At 67.4% G+C, this 20,480-nt stretch carries 16 protein-coding genes and 3 pseudogenes; 8 read left to right on the plus strand and 11 right to left on the minus strand.

Features of this window, described 5'->3' with window-relative positions; genetic code table 11:
• Positions 1 to 106: 106 nt before the first annotated feature.
• Positions 107 to 607 (plus strand): annotated as a pseudogene (locus tag ACIQMX_RS40150) (hypothetical protein); the annotation flags it as partial.
• A gap of 119 nt (positions 608 to 726) precedes the next feature.
• Here ACIQMX_RS40150 and ACIQMX_RS40155 read toward each other — a convergent pair.
• The 6 genes and pseudogenes from ACIQMX_RS40155 to ACIQMX_RS40180 all read right to left on the minus strand — a co-directional run bounded on the left by ACIQMX_RS40155 (position 727) and on the right by ACIQMX_RS40180 (position 5,001).
• Entirely contained in the window at positions 727 to 1,416 is a 690-nt protein-coding gene (locus tag ACIQMX_RS40155; protein ID WP_402486002.1) for an SMI1/KNR4 family protein, read from the minus strand.
• Positions 1,417 to 2,006: 590 nt separating this feature from the next.
• Positions 2,007 to 2,570, minus strand: coding sequence for a transposase (locus ACIQMX_RS40160; protein ID WP_402486005.1), 564 nt, complete (start codon positions 2,568 to 2,570; stop codon positions 2,007 to 2,009).
• 403 nt (positions 2,571 to 2,973) lie between these two features.
• A pseudogene (locus ACIQMX_RS40165) lies at positions 2,974 to 3,339 on the minus strand (transposase); the annotation flags it as partial.
• Between the two features lie 95 nt (positions 3,340 to 3,434).
• The gene (locus ACIQMX_RS40170; protein ID WP_402486008.1) at positions 3,435 to 4,256 is read right to left on the minus strand and encodes a DUF317 domain-containing protein; all 822 of its coding nucleotides are present in this window, start codon (positions 4,254 to 4,256) and stop codon (positions 3,435 to 3,437) included.
• 15 nt (positions 4,257 to 4,271) lie between these two features.
• The gene (locus ACIQMX_RS40175) at positions 4,272 to 4,562 is read right to left on the minus strand and encodes a hypothetical protein (protein ID WP_402486011.1); all 291 of its coding nucleotides are present in this window, start codon (positions 4,560 to 4,562) and stop codon (positions 4,272 to 4,274) included.
• An 85-nt stretch (positions 4,563 to 4,647) separates the two neighbouring features.
• Entirely contained in the window at positions 4,648 to 5,001 is a 354-nt protein-coding gene (locus tag ACIQMX_RS40180; RefSeq protein ID WP_402486014.1) for a DUF317 domain-containing protein, read from the minus strand.
• 316 nt (positions 5,002 to 5,317) lie between these two features.
• On the opposite strand from ACIQMX_RS40180, the gene ACIQMX_RS40185 reads away from it, so the two are divergent.
• From ACIQMX_RS40185 to ACIQMX_RS40215, 7 genes are all read left to right on the plus strand, one after another.
• Positions 5,318 to 6,037, plus strand: coding sequence for a TnsA-like heteromeric transposase endonuclease subunit (locus tag ACIQMX_RS40185; protein ID WP_402486016.1), 720 nt, complete (start codon positions 5,318 to 5,320; stop codon positions 6,035 to 6,037).
• Positions 6,034 to 8,139, plus strand: coding sequence for a transposase (locus ACIQMX_RS40190; protein WP_402486018.1), 2,106 nt, complete (start codon positions 6,034 to 6,036; stop codon positions 8,137 to 8,139). The genes ACIQMX_RS40185 and ACIQMX_RS40190 overlap by 4 nt, the downstream gene beginning before the upstream one ends.
• Positions 8,136 to 9,248: a TniB family NTP-binding protein gene (locus tag ACIQMX_RS40195; protein ID WP_402486021.1), complete on the plus strand. Its 1,113-nt coding sequence runs from the start codon at positions 8,136 to 8,138 to the stop codon at positions 9,246 to 9,248. Before ACIQMX_RS40190 ends, ACIQMX_RS40195 begins: the two co-directional genes overlap by 4 nt.
• The gene (locus ACIQMX_RS40200) at positions 9,245 to 11,425 is read left to right on the plus strand and encodes a TniQ family protein (protein ID WP_402486024.1); all 2,181 of its coding nucleotides are present in this window, start codon (positions 9,245 to 9,247) and stop codon (positions 11,423 to 11,425) included. The genes ACIQMX_RS40195 and ACIQMX_RS40200 overlap by 4 nt, the downstream gene beginning before the upstream one ends.
• A 166-nt stretch (positions 11,426 to 11,591) precedes the next feature.
• Positions 11,592 to 12,272 (plus strand): alpha/beta hydrolase, encoded by a 681-nt coding sequence (locus ACIQMX_RS40205; protein ID WP_402486027.1) that lies wholly within the window; start codon positions 11,592 to 11,594, stop codon positions 12,270 to 12,272.
• Positions 12,273 to 12,821: 549 nt separating this feature from the next.
• Entirely contained in the window at positions 12,822 to 14,189 is a 1,368-nt protein-coding gene (locus ACIQMX_RS40210) for an MATE family efflux transporter (RefSeq protein ID WP_402486030.1), read from the plus strand.
• Positions 14,190 to 14,417: 228 nt separating this feature from the next.
• Positions 14,418 to 14,753 carry a hypothetical protein gene (locus tag ACIQMX_RS40215; RefSeq protein WP_402486033.1) on the plus strand — a complete coding sequence of 112 codons (336 nt, stop codon included), beginning with the start codon at positions 14,418 to 14,420 and terminating at the stop codon, positions 14,751 to 14,753.
• An 815-nt stretch (positions 14,754 to 15,568) separates the two neighbouring features.
• Here the strand turns inward: ACIQMX_RS40215 and ACIQMX_RS40220 are convergent.
• From ACIQMX_RS40220 to ACIQMX_RS40240, 5 genes and pseudogenes are all read right to left on the minus strand, one after another.
• Positions 15,569 to 16,489 carry a hypothetical protein gene (locus ACIQMX_RS40220; protein WP_402486036.1) on the minus strand — a complete coding sequence of 307 codons (921 nt, stop codon included), beginning with the start codon at positions 16,487 to 16,489 and terminating at the stop codon, positions 15,569 to 15,571.
• Between the two features lie 501 nt (positions 16,490 to 16,990).
• Positions 16,991 to 17,329, minus strand: coding sequence for a DUF6233 domain-containing protein (locus ACIQMX_RS40225; RefSeq protein WP_402486038.1), 339 nt, complete (start codon positions 17,327 to 17,329; stop codon positions 16,991 to 16,993).
• 412 nt (positions 17,330 to 17,741) lie between these two features.
• On the minus strand, positions 17,742 to 18,473 hold the full coding sequence (locus ACIQMX_RS40230) for a hypothetical protein (RefSeq protein WP_402486041.1): 732 nt from the start codon (positions 18,471 to 18,473) through the stop codon (positions 17,742 to 17,744).
• A 102-nt stretch (positions 18,474 to 18,575) separates the two neighbouring features.
• A complete protein-coding gene (locus ACIQMX_RS40235) occupies positions 18,576 to 19,595 on the minus strand; it encodes a SpaA isopeptide-forming pilin-related protein (protein ID WP_402486112.1) in 1,020 nt (339 codons plus the stop codon).
• Between the two features lie 464 nt (positions 19,596 to 20,059).
• A pseudogene (locus ACIQMX_RS40240) lies at positions 20,060 to 20,471 on the minus strand (hypothetical protein); the annotation flags it as partial.
• Between the last annotated feature and the right edge of the window lie 9 nt (positions 20,472 to 20,480).

Raw genomic sequence — 20,480 nt, forward strand, 5'->3', positions numbered from 1 at the left:
GTGCGCCCTGCCCAGCACGACGACGTCACCGTCATCGGCTGCCCGGCCCTGAACGAGCTGGGCGGCGACGCCGCGATCGGCGGCAGCCTCTCCTTCTGACGAGAACGATCTCGGCAGCGGCTACCTGCGCAAGCCGGTGCGCCCTGCCCAGCACGACGACGTCACCGTCATCGGCTGCCCGGCCCTGAACGAGCTGGGCGGCGACGCCGCGATCGGCGGCAGCCTCTCCTTCCCGCGCAAGGCGAAGGTGTCCTTCACCTACGGCAGCGGTTCCTCGGAGGTCTCGGAGGAGCTGTACAGCGCCAGCGCGACAGAGCTGTCCGACGGCATCGGCCGGATCTTCGAGGCGATGACCGGCTGCCCGGCCTATCAGGTTGTCGCGGGCGGCACTCCGATTGACGTGGCCTCACAGAAGCTGGCGTCTCCCGGCGGTCTCGGGGACGAGCAGTGGAGCCAGCTCCTGACGGCCTCCACCGCAGGACGGAGCGCCGTGGTCAAGCAGACCGCGATCCGCGCGGGCAGCCTGCTGCTGGTCGTCTCCGGCTCCCCCGCCCTCGTCGACCGCCACCTCGACAAGGCTCTCGACAAGGCCACGGCAACGAGTTGAGACGGAATTACCCACCGGGGTGGCTTTGTCCACGAGTACGGGTTCTGGCTCAGGTTCTGTGAACTGGCGCCGAACCGGTTCCGGCCTGCCTCGGAGCCGGCCGCCGACCTGTCAGTTCGTCAGGGGCGCTGTTCTCGGTGACCGAGGCTCGGCTCGGTTCCACGGAAGTTGTGCCAGAGCCCGAGTACGGGCTGCGAATGTTCACCACTTCGGGAGGCACCCGGGATTCGAACAGCCTGTGACCTGCGACCGGTCAATACGAAGCGTTCAGTCCCACCAGTCGTCGCCGGTGTGCCAGCGCTGCACCCACCCATTGAAGCCCCATGCCGGTTCGCCGGGCACCGGATGGCACCGACGTCGGCGATCATCCACACCTCGCCGCGGTGGGGGCCTGTGGTCAGCAGGAGCCAGAACGACGGTCCGTCCTCGGCCCCGAGAACGACGGACCCCTTGTTGAACGCGGCGTTGATCCGGGGGTCCTCGGGGTCGACACCCTCCTCGTCCTCCCAGGGCCAGGCCCCTTCCAGAGGAAACGGTTCTCCCGGCTGCCGCAGGCCAAGGTCGGGCCACGTGTCCGGAAGCCAGCCGAGCGGCTGGAGACCGCCGTCGCCGGCGGGGCCAATGCTGGACCCGTTGGCGACCTCCGCGATGAACGTCCTGTACGGCTCCGGGAGAACCACCCGGTTCTCCTGCTCCCAGGCCGCGACGGCTTCATGCCCGAGCGCCGGCTCTCGCCACTCAGGCGGAAACGCAGAGCGCAGGAAGTCGAGAGTGGCTTCGGCGGGACGCTGATCACGTGTGTCTGTCACGGCAGCATGCTGGCAGAAAGGGCTGACAGCCCATCGCGACTGCCTCACTTGCTGTGCTGCCCAGGCCATGAACATCGAACAGGGCCGAAGACAGGTGCCTCCCGAAGTGAGGTTCTGGCTCAACTTCTGTGATCCGCGCGGGCGCTGTCCGCACTTCCCAGTGAAACAGCAGGTCACAGCAGCGATTGGGTGCACTACTGGGCAGGCCAGGATGCGGTTTCACAGAAGTTGAGCCAGAACCCGAAGTGGTGAACATTCGCTGCCCGTAATCGTGGACAAAGCCACCGGGGCGTCGTTCAGCGCGAGCGACGCCCCGCGCGCCTCAGCCCATGAGCTGCGGGGCCGTCGAGTCGCCGTGCCCGGCGCATGCGTGAAGCCCGGCCTCCCCGTACGGGAAGGCCGGGCTTCGTTGGTGTCCGGCGAGGCGGACGGGACCGTGGGCGCCATTCCCACGTCGGGGCTCACGGCCCGGAGATACCTTCGGGCGTACCACGGTCCGCCCGCCTCTCCCGCTCCGGCCGAGAGCGGGGGCCTTCACCGCCTGCGCGGCGAACGCCTCCGCCCTCGGACCAAGCGAGTACCTCACCGTGTCATCGGGTGCGGTGCCGGCCGAGAACGTGTCGATAGATCGTTTGCGTGCTGACGCCGAAGGTCTGGGCGGTGGCCGTGACGGTGGTCCCGGGGGCGGCGAGCATGGCGCGAGCGAGCACGACCTGCTCCTCGTCGAGCGGTAGCCGCCTCGGGACAGTGGGAGCGCCGTCGTCGGCAGGGTCGTAGCCGAACGCTGCGCCGTCATCGTACGGTAGTCCGGTGGCCATGCAGTGGTAGAGGCAGAGGACGATCTTGCGTCCCAGTTTCCTCAAGGCCGTGGCGTGCGCGTCACCTGCGGAGCGGCGCATCGTGTAGTAGGCGTGGGCGCCTGGTGAGTGGCCGACCAGGGAGAATGCCGTCGAGTGGAGCGTGCTTCTCAGGTTCCTGGAGGACGCCCGCCGGAAGGCAACCCGCACAGTCTGGCCGGAGGCCCAGGTGACCGGGGCGACACCCGCGTAGGCCGCGAGGGAGCGTCCGCTGCCGAAGCGGTCGACGGGCCGGTCGCCGATCTCCGCCAGGAGGTAGGCACCGAGGACGGTCCCGATCCCTGGAACGCCTTTCACCAGCGGATGAAACCGGTGGGCTGCATAGTGCCGCTCCAAGTCCCGCTCCAGGTCGTCTGCCCTGCGCACTGCGTGGTCGAGGACCGCGAAGGTGGCTGATACGCAGACCTTCGGCGTCCTCGACCTGGGGATCGAGGAGCATCGCCGGGCGGTGGAAGATCATGCGCAGACGCTCGGCTTCGTTCTGGACCGAGCGCTTGCGGCCCGCCGCAGACAGCAGCGCAACCAAAGCCGTGCGGTCCAGCCGGGCTGCCGCGCGCGGGGTGCGGGCAGCGGCGAGCACGGCTCGCGCCTGGGCGCTGCGCAGCCCGCCGACGCTCGCCGGCCACGCCGAGACGGCCGTCGGCCAGACTCGCATCAGCCCCGCCCGCAGGGCGTGCAGGGCTTCGGTGCGGCGCGCCACGGCTGCTCGGTGGGCGTGCGCCACGATGCGCAGGGCCTCTGCCGCCGGAGAGGATGCAACGACCGGACGAGCCTGGCCCGCCAGAGTCATCACGGCGATCAGCCTCGCGTCGGCGCGGTCTGTTTTGGGGATCCCTTGTGCTGTGCGGTGAAGAGCGGCACGGGTGGGGTCGACGTGAACGACCTCCAGCCCCGAAGCCGCCAGCGCACGGGCGAAAAGGATGTTCACGTCCTCGATCCCGGTGACCGTCGCCCGCCACCTGCGAGCCAGCGGCGCGAGGAACTCCCGGTAGCAGGCAACAGGGTCCGAGGTCTCGGCGTAGACGATCCGGGTCTCGCCGACGACCGCACCCGACCGGTCGACCACGGCGACATCGATCCACTGGTCGGACCAGTCACAACCCGCGAAGATCAAACACCCACCTCCTCAAGGCAGAAGAACGGAGAAGACGCGTATGCGCCCTAGCTGGCCGGCGCCCGCAGCAGCCGGCCCTGTGTGGCTGCGGGCAACACCCGGCGCAGGACCGGTGCGGTCGAGCTGAGGGAGGCGGCGAAGACGGCGACGAGGTCGTGCGGAACGCTGGCAGCGAAGGATGCCGCCCACAGACAGGGCGCCCCGAGCGCGGGCTCGGCCCATGCCTGCCATCCTTCTGGTCCCGCCTCGTCGGCGTCGATGGTCAGGGCGCGGGGATCCGCGTCCTGGATGAGGGGCGGCACCTCGCCGAGGCTGATGTGCGAGGTGAGAGTTGGGTCAGCCGCTCCCGCATGGGGCTGGTCGATGTCGCGGAGCCAGCCGTGTGCCGCGACGGCGTCGAGGACCACCTCGGGGCCGCTGTGCGGCACGGCGGGCTGATCACGGGCATCGAGCGCGACGAGGTAGTCGGCCACGGCCTCGCCGGGGACGTCGGTGGTGAAATAGGACGACCACGCCCCGAGCGGGCTGCCGGCGTCCGTACGGGCCGATATCTGCCAGGCGATAGGCAGGTCCCCGAGGCGAAACGGCTCATCCGCCAAGCTCCACTGCGCCCAGCGCAGGGTGTCGGGGCTGATGTGTAGGACGGTGCTGCGCAGGACCTGGCGGTCCTCCGGCGCCTCGTCCAGCTCGTGCCGGCCACGGACGATTGTCAGGCTCGTCCAGCCCAGGCCGGAGAGCGTGTCGGCAACGCTGTCGTAGAGACGCCGGTCGTCACCGGCCAGGTGCCGAGGACCGACCCAGAAAGCGGGCTGGGCGCCACGCGGGGTGGACGGGTCGAGGGAGGAGTCGGGGTACAGGGGCGCCTCCAAGGGCTCAGTGCGGGTCTATCCGCCACCGGCACGGCGGCGCGGGCGGCGCGGGGGTGCCTGGACGGGGCCCTGCCAGGTCAGGTCGACGGCGACTTCGGGCGGCAGATGGCCGAGCTGCGCATCCGTGTCGCGTCCCTCGGCGAGGTACACGATGGTCCGGCCGGTCTCGTCCACCGACTGGACGACCTGCGCCAGGCGGTGGGCCATCGGGAAGAACGGATTCATGGCCTGGCGAACCGGAGCTTCGCGGTCGCAGCCGGACAGCAGGTCGATGAGATCGCCGACGGTCATCTCCGGGGACGTCACGAACAGCCTCCTTGGGTGAGGGGGAAGCGAGGAGCGATGGAACGGCCGACCGCTGGCAGCGGACCAGCTCTCCGAGTGAGTGCGGTCATACGCGACGTGAGGTCTCCAGCACACGTGCCACAGCGGCGGCGACGATGTCCGCCGGCGTCTCGGTGTCGAACGACATGCGGTATCCGGGCACCGTGGCCGTTCCGGTGACTGCGATCGTCCATCCCTCGCCATCCGTGCCGGGACGGCCGCGTGGGAACCAGCCGAGATAGAACCGGCCGTCTTTCGAGCTGACGTGCACGTCGGCACGGTCGTCCACGATCAGGTGGAACTCGTCAGCTGAGAACTGGTCTGTCACGAGCGCGGGCCGCCCGGGGCCGAGCTGCCATTCGCGGAGCCGCAGAGCTTCGATGGTGGTGGAGAAACCAGGGCCAACGGGCGCCATGGTCACAGGCAATCACCTCTCTGACCTGGAGTTTCTTGCAAGGTCGTCCACGTTGACATGCCCTCGCCCGCGTTGGCCAGTCTTTTCGCGTTCTTTCCTGTCTGCCCCCGGCGAACTTCCAATCTTCACTCGATTGTAGGTTCTCAAAAACCGCGCCATATTCTCAGCGCCAACTGCATATCGGCACCACTTATGGCGTCCTGATGAGATTCACAGATCACGGCACTCACTCTTTCGAGTGGTGGGGGTCGGTTTTCTCCGGGCCCCATGCCGTGGGCGCGCATCGTGGTGGTGAAGGGCTCATCCGTGCTGGGGCTACGCCATGAGCAATCCCGCCGTTGCAGCCAGTGTCCGCTTCCGAACTGGCAAGGTCATTGAGGACCTGTCGTGGACAACAGTGTCTATCGATCTGCTGAGGTCGGCGACTCCGTGGCGAACGTTTCGGTGGCACCGCGGACAGAAGCACTACTCCGGTAGTTACTGGGCGGCGACCACGCGTGACCACGTGATCTACGAGTCGCGGCTGGAGCTGGCCAGGCTTCTCTTCGCCGACTCCGATCCGCTTGTCCAGGGCATCGTGGCTCAACCGTTCCTGATGACGACCGTGATCGCGGGTGGGGTCTGCAAGCACATCCCGGACTATCTGCTGATCACCGACGAAGGACCGGTGGTCGTAGACGTCAAGCCGTTCCGGCGGCTTTCCAGGCCGGAGGTGGCATTCACCTTTGAATGGACCCGACGGGCGGTCGAGTCTCGCGGGTGGCGCTATGAGGTGTGGAGCGAACCAGCAGAGGCAGCGCTGGAGAATCTTCGCTTCTTGGCCGGCTACCGGCGCCCCCAGTTCATGCGGTCCGACGTTCTCGGGGCCATCCGTCAGGCTGATCTTGACGGGTCTACGTTGGGGGATGCGATTCGAAGGCTGCCGCACGAGCCCGAGCCTTATATGCGTGCTGCCATCTACCACCTGCTGTGGACGCAAGAGATCCGGACCGACCTCAGTCGGCCACTGGCCTCCTCGGCGTTGTTGAGGCTCGCGTCGTGAGCGGCGTCGGGGCCCGAGTAGGGGTCGGGACGCTGTTCCGTTTCGATGGTGAGACCGTCGAGGTGGTCGAGTTGGCAGCAACCACGGCAGGCAATGAGGTCGTTCTCAAAGATGGGCGAGGACGGCTTCTGCGCTTGGCGTTGAAGGAGTTGATGTTCTCCGATCGAGCGGCCGTGATATCCGATCAGCCCGGCCCGTCGTCGGATGATGACGAAGAGCTCGCTTCGGTGGTATTGGACCAGCTGCGACCGGATGAACGCCGCCAGGTCCTCGAACGGGCCGAGCATGTCCGGGAGGTGCTTACCGGGTTCCGCTCGGGGAGCCCGGAACTGGTACGCGAGGGTGAACCTCGGCGTGACTACGCTCTTGGCGGTCCGGTGGAACCCAAGTACGCGGCCAAGGCACTGGAGCTCGGAGTGCACGTCCGCACCGTCAAGCAGTGGGTCGCTGACTTCCGCCGGCACGGCGAAGCCGGACTGGCGGTGAGGCGGAATCAGTCCGGTGGCGCGGTGGCGGGGGCGGATGAGCGCTGGATTGAGACGGCCTTGGAGGTCATGGTCGAGCACACCGGCGAGTCGAAGCCGTCGCGCAAGTTGGTCATCGAGCGCACTGGGGCTCGCGTCATCGCCCGTCACGGTCCCGATGTGGTTCGAGTGCCGAGTAGGGCGACGGCGTACCGGATTCTGGAGGACCTGGAGCGACGGCATCCTTTGTTCCGGCTGAGTACGAAACGGAACCGGGATATCGCTGACCGGCCGGAGGGTCCGTACGGGAAACTGCGGCCGACGCGGCCGGGTGAGTACGTGCTGATGGACACCACTCGGTTGGACGTGTTCGCGTGTGATCCGCTGACGCTGAGGTGGGTGCAGGCCGAGCTGACGGTCGCGATGGACTGGTACACCCGTTGCATCACGGGGATCCGCCTGACGCCCGTATCGACGAAGGCGGTGGATGTCAGCGCGGTGTTGTTCCAGTGCTTCCGGCCGCGGCCGGCGGGGCGGGACTGGCCTCGTGGTGCGGTCTGGCCCGAGCACGGCATTCCGCGCACGGTTCTGGTCGATGTCGAGGGCGCCACTGGTGAGGGGCTCGCGTCGCCGCCGCTGGTGCCCGAGACGCTGGTTGTCGATCACGGCAAAGTGTTCGTCTCGGAGCATCTGACCAGTGTGTGCCGTCGCATGGGGATCTCGGTCCAGCCGGCCCGGCTGCGGACGGGCCGGGACAAGGGGCCGGTGGAGCGGTTCTTCCGGACGCTGCGCGAAGGTCTGCTGGAGGCGCTTCCCGGCTACAAGGGACCCGACATCGACTCGCGCGGCGAGTGCCCCGAGGACGACGCGTTCTTCTTCCTCGACGAGCTGGAAGCGATAATCCGGGAGTGGGCGGCGGTGGTCTACCACTGCCGCCCCCATGTCGGCCTTGTGGATCCCGGAGTTCCGGGACTGAGGTTGTCGCCCGCGGCGATGTTCGAGCATGGGATGGCGAGGGCCGGCTACATCGAGGTGCCCCGGGATCCGAACCTCGCCTTCGAGTTCCTGCCGACGAAGTGGCGCACAGTTCAGCACTACGGTGTCGAGATCGACCGGCGGCGCTACCGCGGTGCGGGCCTGCCCGACCCGGGAATCCGTAGCCCCTTCGACGGGCCGGTGCGGGGGGCCTGGCCGTTTCAGGTCGACCCGGACGACATCACCCGGATCTACTTCCGCAACCCCGCCACCCGGTCCTGGCATGTTCTGACCTGGGAGCATGCTCCGGCCGCCCGGATGCCGCTGAGCGAAGACGCTCTGGCCTTTGCCCGGAAGCTGGCGGCGAAGAAGTACCAGTATCCCGATGACCGGCTTGCGGTCGCCGACCTGCTGGAGCGCTGGAACCTCGGTCTGGGTACGACACTGGCCGAACGGCGGATGGCCCTGCGTATGTCCCGCGACCAGGCCGCGATCGAACTACCGCACGTCGAAGAGCCGACGCTCTCCGCGTCATTGCCATCCGTACGCCGGGCCCTGGGCAGCGAGGCACGAAGTCCCGGGATCGCCGAGACGGAGAGGGCGGTGGACGGCGGGGATGACGACGAGGACGACTTCTACGCCGACGCCCTGGAGGACGTGTGACCACGCCCCGGCCGGATTCGGGAAATCTGGCACTGTCGCGCAAGGAAGACTTCAAGGCATTCGTCGATGCCCCGCGCCGCCCCCGCCCCGAAATTCTGGGCCGGGACGAGCTGAGGTCCATGGATGCCCCGGCGCGGGTCGCCTATGACCGGGACCGAAGGCTGTGGCATGCCAACCTGGGGCCGATCCGCACTCCTCAACTTACTTCTCTGCACGAGGACTTGTGGGACATCGTGGACAGCAATGTCCAGGACGGCGACCAGGCGAAGGGCGCCGTGGCGGTGGATGCGTTCCCGGGCCTGGGCAAGACCACCGCGGTGCTCGCTTTCGCGCGCAAGTTCCACCGCCGCGAGATCGCCGAGCACGGAGCGTTCACCTCGCAGGGGCACGAGCGGTGGCCGGTGTGCAGGGTGGGCCTGACCGGCAACACCGGCATGAAGGACCTGAACCGGGCCATGCTGGAATTCTTCGGCCACCCCGGCCGGCAGACATCCACGGCCGCCCAGCTCGGCCTCCAGGCCCTGGACTGCGTGCTGTCCTGCGAGGTCCGACTGCTGATCCTGGACGACCTGCACTTCCTGAAATGGCGCAAGACCAGCGGCGTCGAGGTCAGCAACCACCTTAAATGGATCGCCAACGAATTCCCCGTCACCCTCCTCAAGGTCGGCGTGGGGCTCGCGGACAAGGGCCTGTTCAGCGAGGGCGAAGCGATCGGCGAGACGGTCCTGGCCCAGACCGGCCGGCGCACCACCCGCCTGGACATGCCACCCTTCACCATCGCCACCGAGCAGGGCCGACAACAGTGGCGACAGCTGCTGCTCGCCCTCGAACAACGCATCGTCCTGACCGACGCGCATCCGGGCATGCTCGCCGATGACCTGTCCGACTACCTCTTCGCCCGCAGCACCGGACACATCGGATCCCTGATGACGCTGGTCAACCGCGGCTGCCAACGAGCCCAGCGCACGGGCGCCGAACGCCTCACCCGTGACCTGCTCGACCAGGTCAAGAACGATGCGGCGGCGGAACAGGCCCGCCGCGAGCTCGAATACGCCTTCAGCTCAGGAAGAGCGACCACCCGGCCCCGTCGGGCTGGGGCCACCCGATGACCGTGCAACGGTCCCTGCCGATCCGGTTGCCGCCACTGCCCGGTGAAGCCCTGGACTCCTGGCTCGAAGCCATCGCAGCCCGGCTGAACTGCCCGTTCACGGACGTACTCAGCGCACTCGGTCTCCCGACCCGGGACCCGGTCCTGACCGCCTCCGTACTGCCGCGCTGGACGACCCTGGCCAGGCAGGACGAGCTGGCCGCCATCGCCGAAACCACCGGCGTTGCCGAAGACACCCTCGTGGCAATGACCTTGCAGCCCTTGGACGGACACGCCGTGGCGATCCATCCAGAACACCGACGCGTACAACCGCGCATCCTGTGGGGACGATCCGGATCCCGGTTCTGTCCCGTATGCCTGGCCGAAACCGGTGGACGCTGGCAGCTGACCTGGCGCCTCGGCTGGTCCTTCGCCTGCACCCGACACCACCTGCTGCTGGCCGACCGCTGCCCGGCCTGCCGGCGCATCCCCCGCCTCCGCTCACACCCCCGATCCCAGACCCCTCGTCCCGGAAGGTGCTCAAGTCCAGCAGCGACCAGCGGCCCTCGCCCTCCTCGCTGCCACCACCCCCTGACCGACACCCCCGTCACGACGATCACCGCCGACGGAACACTGGAAGCAACACAGCACCTCATCGACACCGCCCTCGCCACCCCGGACCGATCAGTGAACTGGCCCCTCTACGGGCCAGGCGGCGCGCCCTTGCAGATCGTCCTGCGCGACGTGAAAAGCCTGGGAGCTCTGGTCCTCAACCACGCCACACCCAGCGACCTGCACGATGTGGCCCCGCCCGACATCCAGGACCGCCTTGAGCGCTACCGCGCACACCTCCGGCCCGCGACGTCGCAACGGACATCGGAACCACGACACAACGATGCGCACAGCTACCTTGCTCCTGGCGACGCCGCGGCCACGGCGGTCGCGATCACAGTCGCGACCCACATTCTGCGTGCGGCGGACATCCGCACCGCTGCCCGCTCCCTGCAGTGGCTGACGGACCGGGTGGCTGCCACCGGCCGACCGCTCCCTCCAGCCGCCGTCGTCACGCTCGGCGGCGCCGTCTCGCCCCCACTCGAAGCAGCACTGCGCAGCAGCCGGGAAGCGAACCTGATGCCGGTGGCACGCCTGCGCCACCGCACCGCTGTGAACTCCACCCGGCCCCCAGCCAACCAGGATGCCCGGGCCTGCATGCTCCCGGCCGCGCTCTGGCCTGAATGGACCCTGCGCCTGTCACCTCTACACACCAGCGGCCGTCCCACGGCCCGACGCATGGACGAACTCCTGTCCACCGCCTGTCTCCTGGTCGGCAACACCACCTCGATCCGCGCCGCAACCCGACTGACCGGCACCACCGTCAGCGCCCACAACGTGTCCACGCTCCTCGCCGACCTCACCCGCCGCCCCGAATGCGTCGACGTGCTACGCGTACTGATCCTGCTCGCCGACCACCTCGACACCCATGGCAGCCCCATCGACTACGCCCGCCGCCGCGCCCTGTTCACCCCGCTCTCCCGCTTCATCGACCCCGCACTATGGACGCGCCTGCAGAGACGGCTGCGCTCGAACCCCGCCCCTGATGACTCACACGCCCAGCGCTGGATTTTCCACACCCTGACCGGCTCACCACCCACTCTGGCGCACCCGGACATCGCACCGGCCACCAGCGCGCAACGCCAGCACTACCAGCGCTTCCAATGGCGGATCCTGCCCGCCGAGGCCGAACTGCTGCACCAGACCGCCCGCGCGCTGCTCGATCAGCACGGCATCGACGAACCCGTCCACTGGGCCCCGGATCTGCCCGCCCGCGCACTGCGCCATCTTGTGCTCCCCGGTCCCGCCCCGGACAGCGTGAGCATCGCCGATCTCCACCGGACGGCACCGGCCGGCGACTTCTCGATCGCTCAGCTCGCGCGCACCCTGAACACCACAACCGCCCACGTCATCTACCTGCTGTCCCGGCATCCGGTCGACTGGAGCCCACCACGGTTTCGCCGCACCCAGCTCACGGCCACCCGCATCAGGCAATGGCGCACCTGGTACGAACGAGACCGCATGTCGCTCCAGGACATCGCCGACCGGGAGGGAACGAGCCTGGCGACCGTTCGCCTGGCTCTGCTGAAGAATGACGTCCCACTCCGACCCCCCGGGTTCTATCCGGGCCGCCCCCACAGAAGGTGACACCTCGCCCTGGAGCCGGACGCGATCATTACGGCGCGCGACGGTCACATCTTCTCCGAGGACCCGGAAGACCAGGCGGTGTATCGAACGTGGATCAAGGTGAGAGGGTGGCCGCGGTTCGGGGCTAGATTCACTGGTCAGGTGTCGATCTGAGGAGACGGACGAGTTGGCTGCTGTGGTGCTTGTTCACGGCCTGTATCACCGTCCCGAGCACTTTGCGGTGTTGGCGGAACGGATGCGGACAGACGGAACCGAGGTAGCTGTACCCGAGCTCCACCGCGGCTCTTTGGCTGCTGACACCGCCGCCGCCCAAGCCGCCATCGACGCGTTGCCCGAACCCCCGGTGGTCTTCGGCCACTCCTACGGAGGGTCGGTGATCACAGGGGTCCGTGGAGCAGCACACCTGGTCTACCTGGCAGCATTTGTGCTCGACGTCGGCGAGAGCGCGGCCAGTCTGGGTGGTATGTCCCAACAGCTCAAGGACGCCATCGTCGCCGAGCCGGACGGCTCGACCACCCTGCACCCCGGCCTGGCCATCGACACCCTCTACGGCGACTGCCCTGACCCCCTCGCCGCGCAGGCGGTCGGCCTGCTCCGTGCACAAGCCCCGGGCTGCGGACGTGGAGTTCCCCAGCACCACAGCTGGAAGAAGACTCCCTCCACCTACGTCATCTGCGCACAGGACCGTGCCATCGACCCCGGCCTCCAGCGGACCATGGCCTCGCGCTGCACCGACGTGCGCGAATGGCAGACAAGCCACTCCCCGTTCGTGGGGCAGCCGGACCTCACCGTGGAACTCCTGCGAGAACTGCTCCCCGCCCGCATCGCGCCCAGCCGGCACCGGTAGTCACAACCATTCGTTGATCACTGCAATCAGGGCCCTCGTACCGGACCGCGAGCTTGTCGTATCTGGTGGCGACGGCACGAGGCGCCATGGAATCGTGTGAGATGAGAGACCTGACGTGTTACTGGTTCACCCGGGGGCGAATCCAGGCCGGAGTGATAGCCCCTTGCTCTGGCAGCTGCCTCTCACTCAGTCGCAGATCACCCAGGTCTGGGCCGCCGGACAGCTCGTGAGCTGGGCAGACGATTGCCTCTGGATAATCTTGCGAACGGTCGCCCGCCCTCGCGGCGCGGAGAGCTTCGTCGTCCTGACCCGTCGCTGGATGGCCCAGCGTACGATCGGCTGGCTTATAGATGCCCGCGGCAACGCGCCCGACTACGAACGTCTTCCACAGCGCTCCGAAGCCCACCTCAATTGGGCTCTCTTCACACTCCTGGCCTGGCAACTGGCTCGCAAGAAGCCTGCCTCTGGCCGGCTAAGTAACCGTGCCGCCCACTGACCCAGTTGAACCGAGTTCACGCCTTCCGCTGACCTGCCGGATCCTGCAGTGTGATGATCGAATCCGTGAGTAGCAAGGGGACTGGACCAGCCGGACGCAGGACGTGGATCGAGATAGCGGCGGCAGCGCTCCCGCTGTACCTGACGATGATCGCAGCCTCAGCTGGCGCTCTGGTCGACACTGTGCTGCTCGGTAATCACGCCACCGCCAGCCTCGCGGCCTTCGCCATCGCTATGGCCGTGTTCAGCCCCGCGACCGCCACTGTGGCGGGCGCGCTGCGCGGCGTCATGCCGTTCATCGCGCCAAGCAAGCAGGATCCTGACCGTCTTTTGCCCGTGGTGCGCAGCGGGACCTGGCTTGCGATTGCCGTCGGCGCGATCGCTGCGGTGGCGGTCGTGTCCGTTCCTCTGATCGGCCGCGCGGCCGGGATTGCCCGTACCACCCTCGATCAGCTGGGGATCCTTCCCCTGCTGTTGGCCGGCAGCGTGCTCGCCATCGCGGTCAGCTCGTCAGCCACGTCCGTGCTGGTGGCGCTTGGCCACTCAAAGTTGGTGATGCGAGCCGGACTGCTCGGCACCGCCGCATCCACCACGCTGTCCATCGTCCTCGTAGGTGGCCCCGGCCCGCTGCCTAGCTACGGCCTGACCGGGGCAGGCATCGCCATGCTCGCCTCCAGCATGGTCAGCGCTTGCATCAGCCACGCGGCCCTCCGCCGCTCTACGGTGCTCAGAGGCCGCTCGTTGCATCCGGGCCGACCTTATGTGAAGCAGGTCTGGACATTGGGCACCGTGGGGATTCCGCTGGCCGGCACAGTACTCGTAAAGTTCGCCGTCCTGGGCGTATTGACCTTCGCGGCGGCCAGGATCGGGACGGACAGCGCCGCGGTGCACAGCGTCGGCATCTCCCTGGTCAATCTCATCTTCACGGCTGCGGTGGCAGTTGGCCAGGCCACCATCCCTCTGATCTCCGCCCACGCGACGAAGCGCGACAGCGGGAGTATCCGGCGCAGCGTTCGGGCCGGAACGGGGCTGGCACTGAGCGTCGTGGGATTCATCGGGGCAACGGTGATTCTTCTCAGTTCCTGGATCGTTCCGCTATTCACCCAGGATGTCGATGTGCGGCCACAGATCACAGATCTTCTGCCACTGGTACTGGCCGTGGTCGTCACCGATGCGCTGCAGGCAGTTGTCGGCTTCGGCCTCATCGGTCTCAAGCGCACCGTGCCGAGCTTCGTGTCGACCTTCATCTGCTTCGGAGTCCTGGCAGCCGTCGCCGCTCCAGTAGCCGCAACTGGAGGGCTTGCCGCGCTGTGGACCGCTCTCGCTCTGGCCAATCTCCTCCAAGCAGTGGGCAAGGGTTACTCCTTTTACCGACACAGCACATACACCGACAGTCGCGAATACGCACCGACTGCCACGTGAGAGAAGCCCCAGCCCACATAGCCCTCCGTCTCAGCTCAGACGTTGATGACCTGCGGAGACGAACGCGCCCCCTCGACATGCCCACAACACCTTCCTTGGCAGGGCGGCGGCTCTTGCGCTTCCTCGCTGCCCAGTCTCCACCGAAGCCGCCCGAGACCTCGGCATTGAGCAGTCGAGATCTGGAGCGGTGACCACTGAGATCATCTAGAGATGAATCCGATCGAGCGTATGGCTGACCACGAGCTGCAGATCATCCAGGAGTGCCTTGACGCAGCAGTGAGCGGCCCGTTCTTCCCCGACTGGGAGTTCCACTCACTCATGGGCTTCACCCGCGACGAGATCGCTGCGGTCGCCGCATCCTGGCCATCTCCGCCACTCGCCGGCACCGAGGGCGACGACGCCGTCAACAACGTGCTGAACAACCTGGTCGGCTACCCGCATGGCGTCGAGTCCCGCTGGCACGAGTACCTCCCTGCGACTCGCGACCAGGTTGCCCAAGTGCTGGCCCGCTGGCGTGGCGAGGACGTCGTCGATCAGGACCCGGGAGGCAACGGCGAGCACTGAGCACCGTCGCTACTATCCATCGCCCCGATGTGTCCAGCTCTGGCGGCTCCGCCATCCCCATTGGGGAATCGTGACCGCGAGGGCGGGGAACTCCGTGACGCTGACCATGAGGACGGTGGGGAATTCCGTGTCCATCGACAGCGGCGTCAGACCGGAGCCGCTGACTGAGGAAATGCAGCCGTTCTGAGACTCGGCCAGGCCGAGCTGGATATGCGCCAGCGAGACAGCCCAGGTCACAGCGTCGGCTTATGCAGCGAGCGGCGAGATCCTACATCGATCATCGGCTACCGCTCGGGCCTCCGTGACAAACCGGGCCACGCTAATCTGCGGTTGCTATGAAGATCCCGGACCCCGCCGGACCGCCCTACATCAATCCGGATCGCGAAGACCTGAAGCGGCCTGTGTGCGGAATCTGCCCGGCCACCCGGTACCCGCGCGAGCAATTCGTGGTCTACAGCAAACCCTCCTGGGAATGCCCCTTCCATCTGGAGAACGGACACCGCTACACACACGAGGGAGTGCCGGCCTGCGTACACCCGGGCAAAGTTGGTCTGGAGCCTGACAGGATCGCTCCGCCACCCCAAGCACAGCCGGAGCGGAGTGAGAGTACGCGTCGGCGGCGTCGCTGGAGACTCGCTTGGCGCGAGCGCCTCGCGAAGCGGCGTCGCCGGTTATGACGGACACGCTGGACAGGCATACAGAGTCATGCGAGCCGTGTCCACAAGGCGGCCAAGACTTCCACGCTCCGGCGTGGTCTTTCAACGCCTCCTGAGACGCTCAGGCGGGCAGTCGTGGACTGTTAGTCGGCGGTGGAGTTAGCGCGCCAGTCTGAGGCGTGCCGTCTCTGCGGCATGGGACGCGGCTTCGATCAGTCCAAGTTCGCCGGCGAGGGTTGACACAAAGGCATCGACCGCTTCGATCGCGCGGCCCTCCACGGTGTCGGGCTCTGCGAAGTACGCCGCAAACTCACCGGCACCGATGGTCGCCATGGCGGGTCGTCGGGCCTGATAGTCGGCCCATTCCGGTCTGTAGGCGGCACGCACGCGGTCGAGCTCGGCTTCGTCGATGTCCTCATGCCGGAGACGGCGGATTGTTTGCTGGCGTGCCCTCCACATGGCGATGTGGTGCTGGACGGAAATCGGCCCGAAAGGGCCCGGACGGGCTCGCTCAATCCTCGGCATACCTGGCTGGATTGGCCAGGGTGAGTTCAGCTCTGTGAGGACAGAGGTCAGTCTTTCGACGTTAATCCGCCCAGTCCGCTCGCTCTCCTCGATGAGGAGTTGGGCGGCGCGTCGCTGCTTGAGGGTGGCTGAGGGATGGGCCAGTTGCTCAATGATGGCCCGGACATTTTGGCTTCGCCGGGCGGCAGTCGTCTGCCCGGTGGCACGCGCGTGGGTACGCCAGGCTCTGCGCGCCTGCGGAGTGAGCACGATCGTGTCGTCGATCAGCCACAGGTACAGCACGACGCGGATCAGGGAGCGTTGCGGGATTCGTCCTAGCGGGGAGCGCTCCCGGGCCCCGAGAAGTCTGGTGAACAATTCGCGTTGCTCAGGCGGGAAAATCCGCGGATCACTGCCGTGCGCGCTCGTCTTGCGCGGCTCAGGGTTAGCAAGCAGGCCGTCCTCGACCCAGGAGGTCACCATTCTAGGACTGGCTTGCACACCCATCGCGTGCGCGTCGGCGACCAGATCGGCCGACGTTCCCTCGGCCCACATGGTGGCCTGATTCCCGTTCATGGCGCCGAACTTACATCGAGATTCGAACCTCGGTAGCTGCATTCAGCGCACGTCAGCCATAAGGCTTGGGGGAGCAGAAACTGCGCCCCGCACCGTATCCCTGCCAGGAACACGCGGTGCGGGGCGCAGCCGACTCATCCCCTGAATGGAGACCGTCATGTCCCACCGTACGCACCGCCCCGCACCGAAGCCGCGACGCAACCGCCACCGCCTTGTCGAGGGCCTTGGGCAAGCAGCGCTCTACGCCGCGTCCGCCGCGTTGGCCGGCGGCCTGGTCCGCGAGCTTATCCAGTTGGTTCACACGTCTGCCTCCTCGTGCTGACCTGAACGCCAGGAAGATGCCGCGCACGGCAGGCAGTACCGTGCGCGGCATCTCGCCGTCAGGGCATCGACGGCACTCGCGAGCCGACGACAAAGGGCTGGTCCATGAGAACAGCGTGCCGCGAGACATCACACATGACCCCAGAAAGGGCCCGCTGACGTCACCAGCGGCCACGACGATCATGGCAGGCCGAGCTCGGTGTCCGGCCGGCACAGCTGGCACGCCAGCCCGGCATCCGCGTCGAGGAGGCGTCGCGCTTCATCCGCGCCCACCGGCCTCACTCTGGGACCAGTCGGCCGGCAGTACCCCTGATGGACGGCGACGATGCGGCGCCCCTGGCCGATGCCCTGCTCAACCACCCAGTCCGGCGGCAGGGGCGGGGGCAAGCGCGCGGCGACCTCGGCCTGGCGCCGCTCCTCGACCTCCCGCCATTGGCGGGCGCGAGCCAGATCCTGCTCGCGGACCCGCTCCAGAAAGCGGAGCTGGTCCAACCTCGACGTCGACACTTCTTCGGACATACGTTCGAGTCTATCCAATCTCACGCAAGGACGGCGCACGGTCACCGTGCACCCCTCGCCCGCGCCGGCTCGACGACTGTCTGGGTAGATATCAGCGCCAGCCTCCAACCCGAACGAGTAGACGTGCACCTAGTTGCCGCTCGCTATCGCGACGCCGACGACCGCGACCATCGGGGCCGTCGATGACGACATCAGCCACTGAAGCCACCTACACCCTCCTCTCTCGTCCCTCGTGAAGCAGCCCGCTCTGGAATGAGTCCGCTCTGACAGCGAGGGCGATTCGCCAGATGCCAACGAAATCTGCGTTGTCACACCTCGCCCCGAGGGGCCCACGTGGCACCTGTGGCGGGCCGGCACCTGCCCGGCCTCCGGCAGGCTTGGCCTGCCCTGCCTCACGCAGCAGTACGGCCACTCAAAGCTGAGCCGCCTGCCAAGCAGCACCGAGTTCGGAAAGGCGCCCGCGAAGGACGTCGCGCTGCTCCTCAAGGTCTTCTGATGCGGGCGACAGGAGATAGACGTTGTCTCGGTAGGGACGAAACCCCAGGCTCTCCCATCCCTTGGTGATCTTGGCGTTCACGCGGTCCCACTCGTACCTTTCCGTCAGGCTTCGGCTACTGAGAACGGTGATGCCGGGCGAGCAGGCGATGGCACGACAGCCGGCCATGAGCCGGTTGATCGCCTCGCAGACGAGTACGGTCGCCAGGCCGTGCCCACGCCACGGAGGGTTCAGCGTCACTCTGTCCATGACGAGCAGCGCTGAGCCGACGTACGCCAGCCGTTCGCTGACTTCGTCTGTATAGAAGCCCGTCTCAGGATCGAGAAGCGCCTGAGCGGTCTCGTACAGTTCCTCGGACTCCTCTTCCATAGCCCAGTAGGCGTTGCGGCCTCGGTCGAGGTTCACGCGGTAGAAGGTCATGGACCCGATGGCAACGTCCTCGACCTTGCACGCGGGGCAGTCTGGGGTCATGCAGCCGTTGGGTCTGACCGAGTCTTGATCTCCGCGGTGGGTACGTCGGCGGTGCCGGACGGCCACGTTCCAGCGCTCAATCGTGTCAGCCTGCGGGGTGTCCCAGAGTTCATCGTCGTAGGAGATGCGCAGGTGGAGCTGGGACGGATCGCCGGGTGGCGGGGAGTGCTCGGTCACCGCGGCAGCCTAGCGAGGCGCCCGTGAGTTCACGCACGACTGAGCCCCCGGATTCCACAGCGTGGGGTCCGGGGGCTCAGTCACGAAGAGGGTGGAGCGTGGTCAGTTCTTGCAGGCGCTGGTGCTCTTGTCTGTGCGACTACGGCGTGCCAGAGCGAGGGCGACTCCGCCTGCTGTGATCAGCGTTCCCGCTCCTCCGATCAGCCACGGCGTGGCGTCGGTGCCGGTGTGAGCGAGGGAGCCTGCCGACGCCTTTGGTGTGGAGTGGCTGAGGGGGAGTGCGGCTGCGGGGGGCGAGGACTCGGCCTCCGGCGTGCCGGTGCCCGACGTGGCGAGCGTGGCACCGTCGGTCACGCTGCTGGGTCTGTCGGGCTTGGACGGGGTCGAGGTGGGCTTGTGCGTTGGCCTTCCCGAGGGGCCGGGCGTCGAGCCAGTAGCGGTCTTGGCGTTTATGACGGTCACATTTACAGGGGCTCCGGGGGTTGCGGTGAACGTCTGGATCGGACTGTAGAGGTCGTAGCCGGCGGGAGCCTTGATCTCCTTGGCCCAGAACTGCATCTCGTTCCGCGACAACGGCAGTTCGCCGGAGGCCGTGCCCTGAGTGCCGGTGGTCAGGGTGAGAAGCGTCGAGGTACCAGTGCCGATATTCACGGTCGCGCCAGGCAGCGGCTTCCCGGTCCTGTCGTCCTTGACCTGCAGAAGAACGGTGGCGGTCTTGAACGGGTAGGTGATCATCAACCGGGTGGTCGCTCCGGGTGTGACGATGACGTCTTGGTCGGCGACGGCCTCGTGGCGCGGGCTCCCGGAAGTCTGCTCCTTGAGCCGGTAAATCCCAGGGGTGAGGTCGGAGAATGTCAGCTTCCCCTGTGCGTCGGTCTTCCCGCGGGCGACTTCCCGTCCGGCGGAGTCGAGCAGCAGGAATGCGGCGCCGGGGAGGACGTCCCCGGCTGGGTCGTTCGTAGTGATTTCGACGCTGCCCGTGTCCGGGGCCGGGGTCTCAGCGGTGGCGGCGGATGCCGAGGGGGTCGGTACGGAGGTTCCGGCGGTTGCGGCCGGTGCCCAGGCAAGGGCGCCGGTGACCGCAATGACGACGGCGGTGGATCGTACGAGAGGTGCGTACACGGGGAAGGAGGCTCCTTGATGGGGTGGGGGTGTCATCGGGTCCGGCGAGTCCCCTCCGAAGTTGGGATCGCAGGCGAAGGCGCGGGAGTCTCGTTGCCTATCGCCGTCGCCATGTAGAGGCGGTCTCGAACGTCCAGCGGTACGTCCTTGACGGTGCGGTGCAGCGGTTCGGTGGAGTTCATGGAGGCGGTGAAGGCGGCGACGAGCGTGGTGGGGGGCACCGGGCGTATAGCGAGCCCTCCAGTGGGGCCGGTCCGGATCTCCGGCGTAAGCCGTCCAGACGGCATCACCTGGTGCACCACGCCAAAGCGGTGCAGAACTGCGCCGAGTCCATCGGGTGAGCGGAAGGTCTGCGTGGAACTGCGTTTGCGGGGATCGGAACGAGGGCTCAACGGGTGCGGTCTCTGCGGGGGTGGCCTGTGGGACTGGAGTGCTGCGCGGAGCACGGCTGGCGGTGCGCTTGCCCACGAACGCGGTCCAGGCGCCGGGGAACCAGATAGCGCTGTACTGCTCGATGGCATCACGCAGCCCGGTGGTGACCGCGCCGTCCCACGGTGGGTGGCCGGGGCGGTGGTAGGTATCGAAGGTTGCGTACTGCTTGGTGTTCGGCCTGGTGTTGGTGGCTTCGTCACGGCGGTGGAAGGTTCCGTGGTCCAGAAAGCTGAGTGCGACTGCGTCGATCTCGCCGCGGTCCGGGTGGACGACCGCGACGCGCAGCCCGCCGTAGGTGTCCGCGTAGATGGTGCGGTTGAAGTCGATTCTCAGCCGCAATGGTGCGCCCGGTACGGGGACGGCAAGGTAGGTGTTGCCCACGACGGTGTGGTCGTGGAAAGGGAGGCACAGCTCGGCGAAGAACTCGGCGGCCTGCAGGGACAAGTGGGGCTC

Source organism: Streptomyces sp. NPDC091416 (genome assembly GCF_044756845.1).
GTDB lineage: Bacteria > Actinomycetota > Actinomycetes > Streptomycetales > Streptomycetaceae > Streptomyces.

Excerpts from the sequence above, each read along its gene's own strand:
- ACIQMX_RS40200 (WP_402486024.1), top strand. The coding sequence starts at position 9,245 with ATGACCGTGCAACGGTCCCTGCCGATCCGGTTGCCGCCACTGCCCGGT.
- ACIQMX_RS40225 (WP_402486038.1), bottom strand. The coding sequence starts at position 17,329 with ATGTCCGAAGAAGTGTCGACGTCGAGGTTGGACCAGCTCCGCTTTCTG.
- ACIQMX_RS40215 (WP_402486033.1), top strand. The coding sequence starts at position 14,418 with ATGGCTGACCACGAGCTGCAGATCATCCAGGAGTGCCTTGACGCAGCA.
- ACIQMX_RS40185 (WP_402486016.1), top strand. The coding sequence starts at position 5,318 with ATGAGCAATCCCGCCGTTGCAGCCAGTGTCCGCTTCCGAACTGGCAAG.
- ACIQMX_RS40220 (WP_402486036.1), bottom strand. The coding sequence starts at position 16,489 with ATGAACGGGAATCAGGCCACCATGTGGGCCGAGGGAACGTCGGCCGAT.
- ACIQMX_RS40210 (WP_402486030.1), top strand. The coding sequence starts at position 12,822 with ATGATCGAATCCGTGAGTAGCAAGGGGACTGGACCAGCCGGACGCAGG.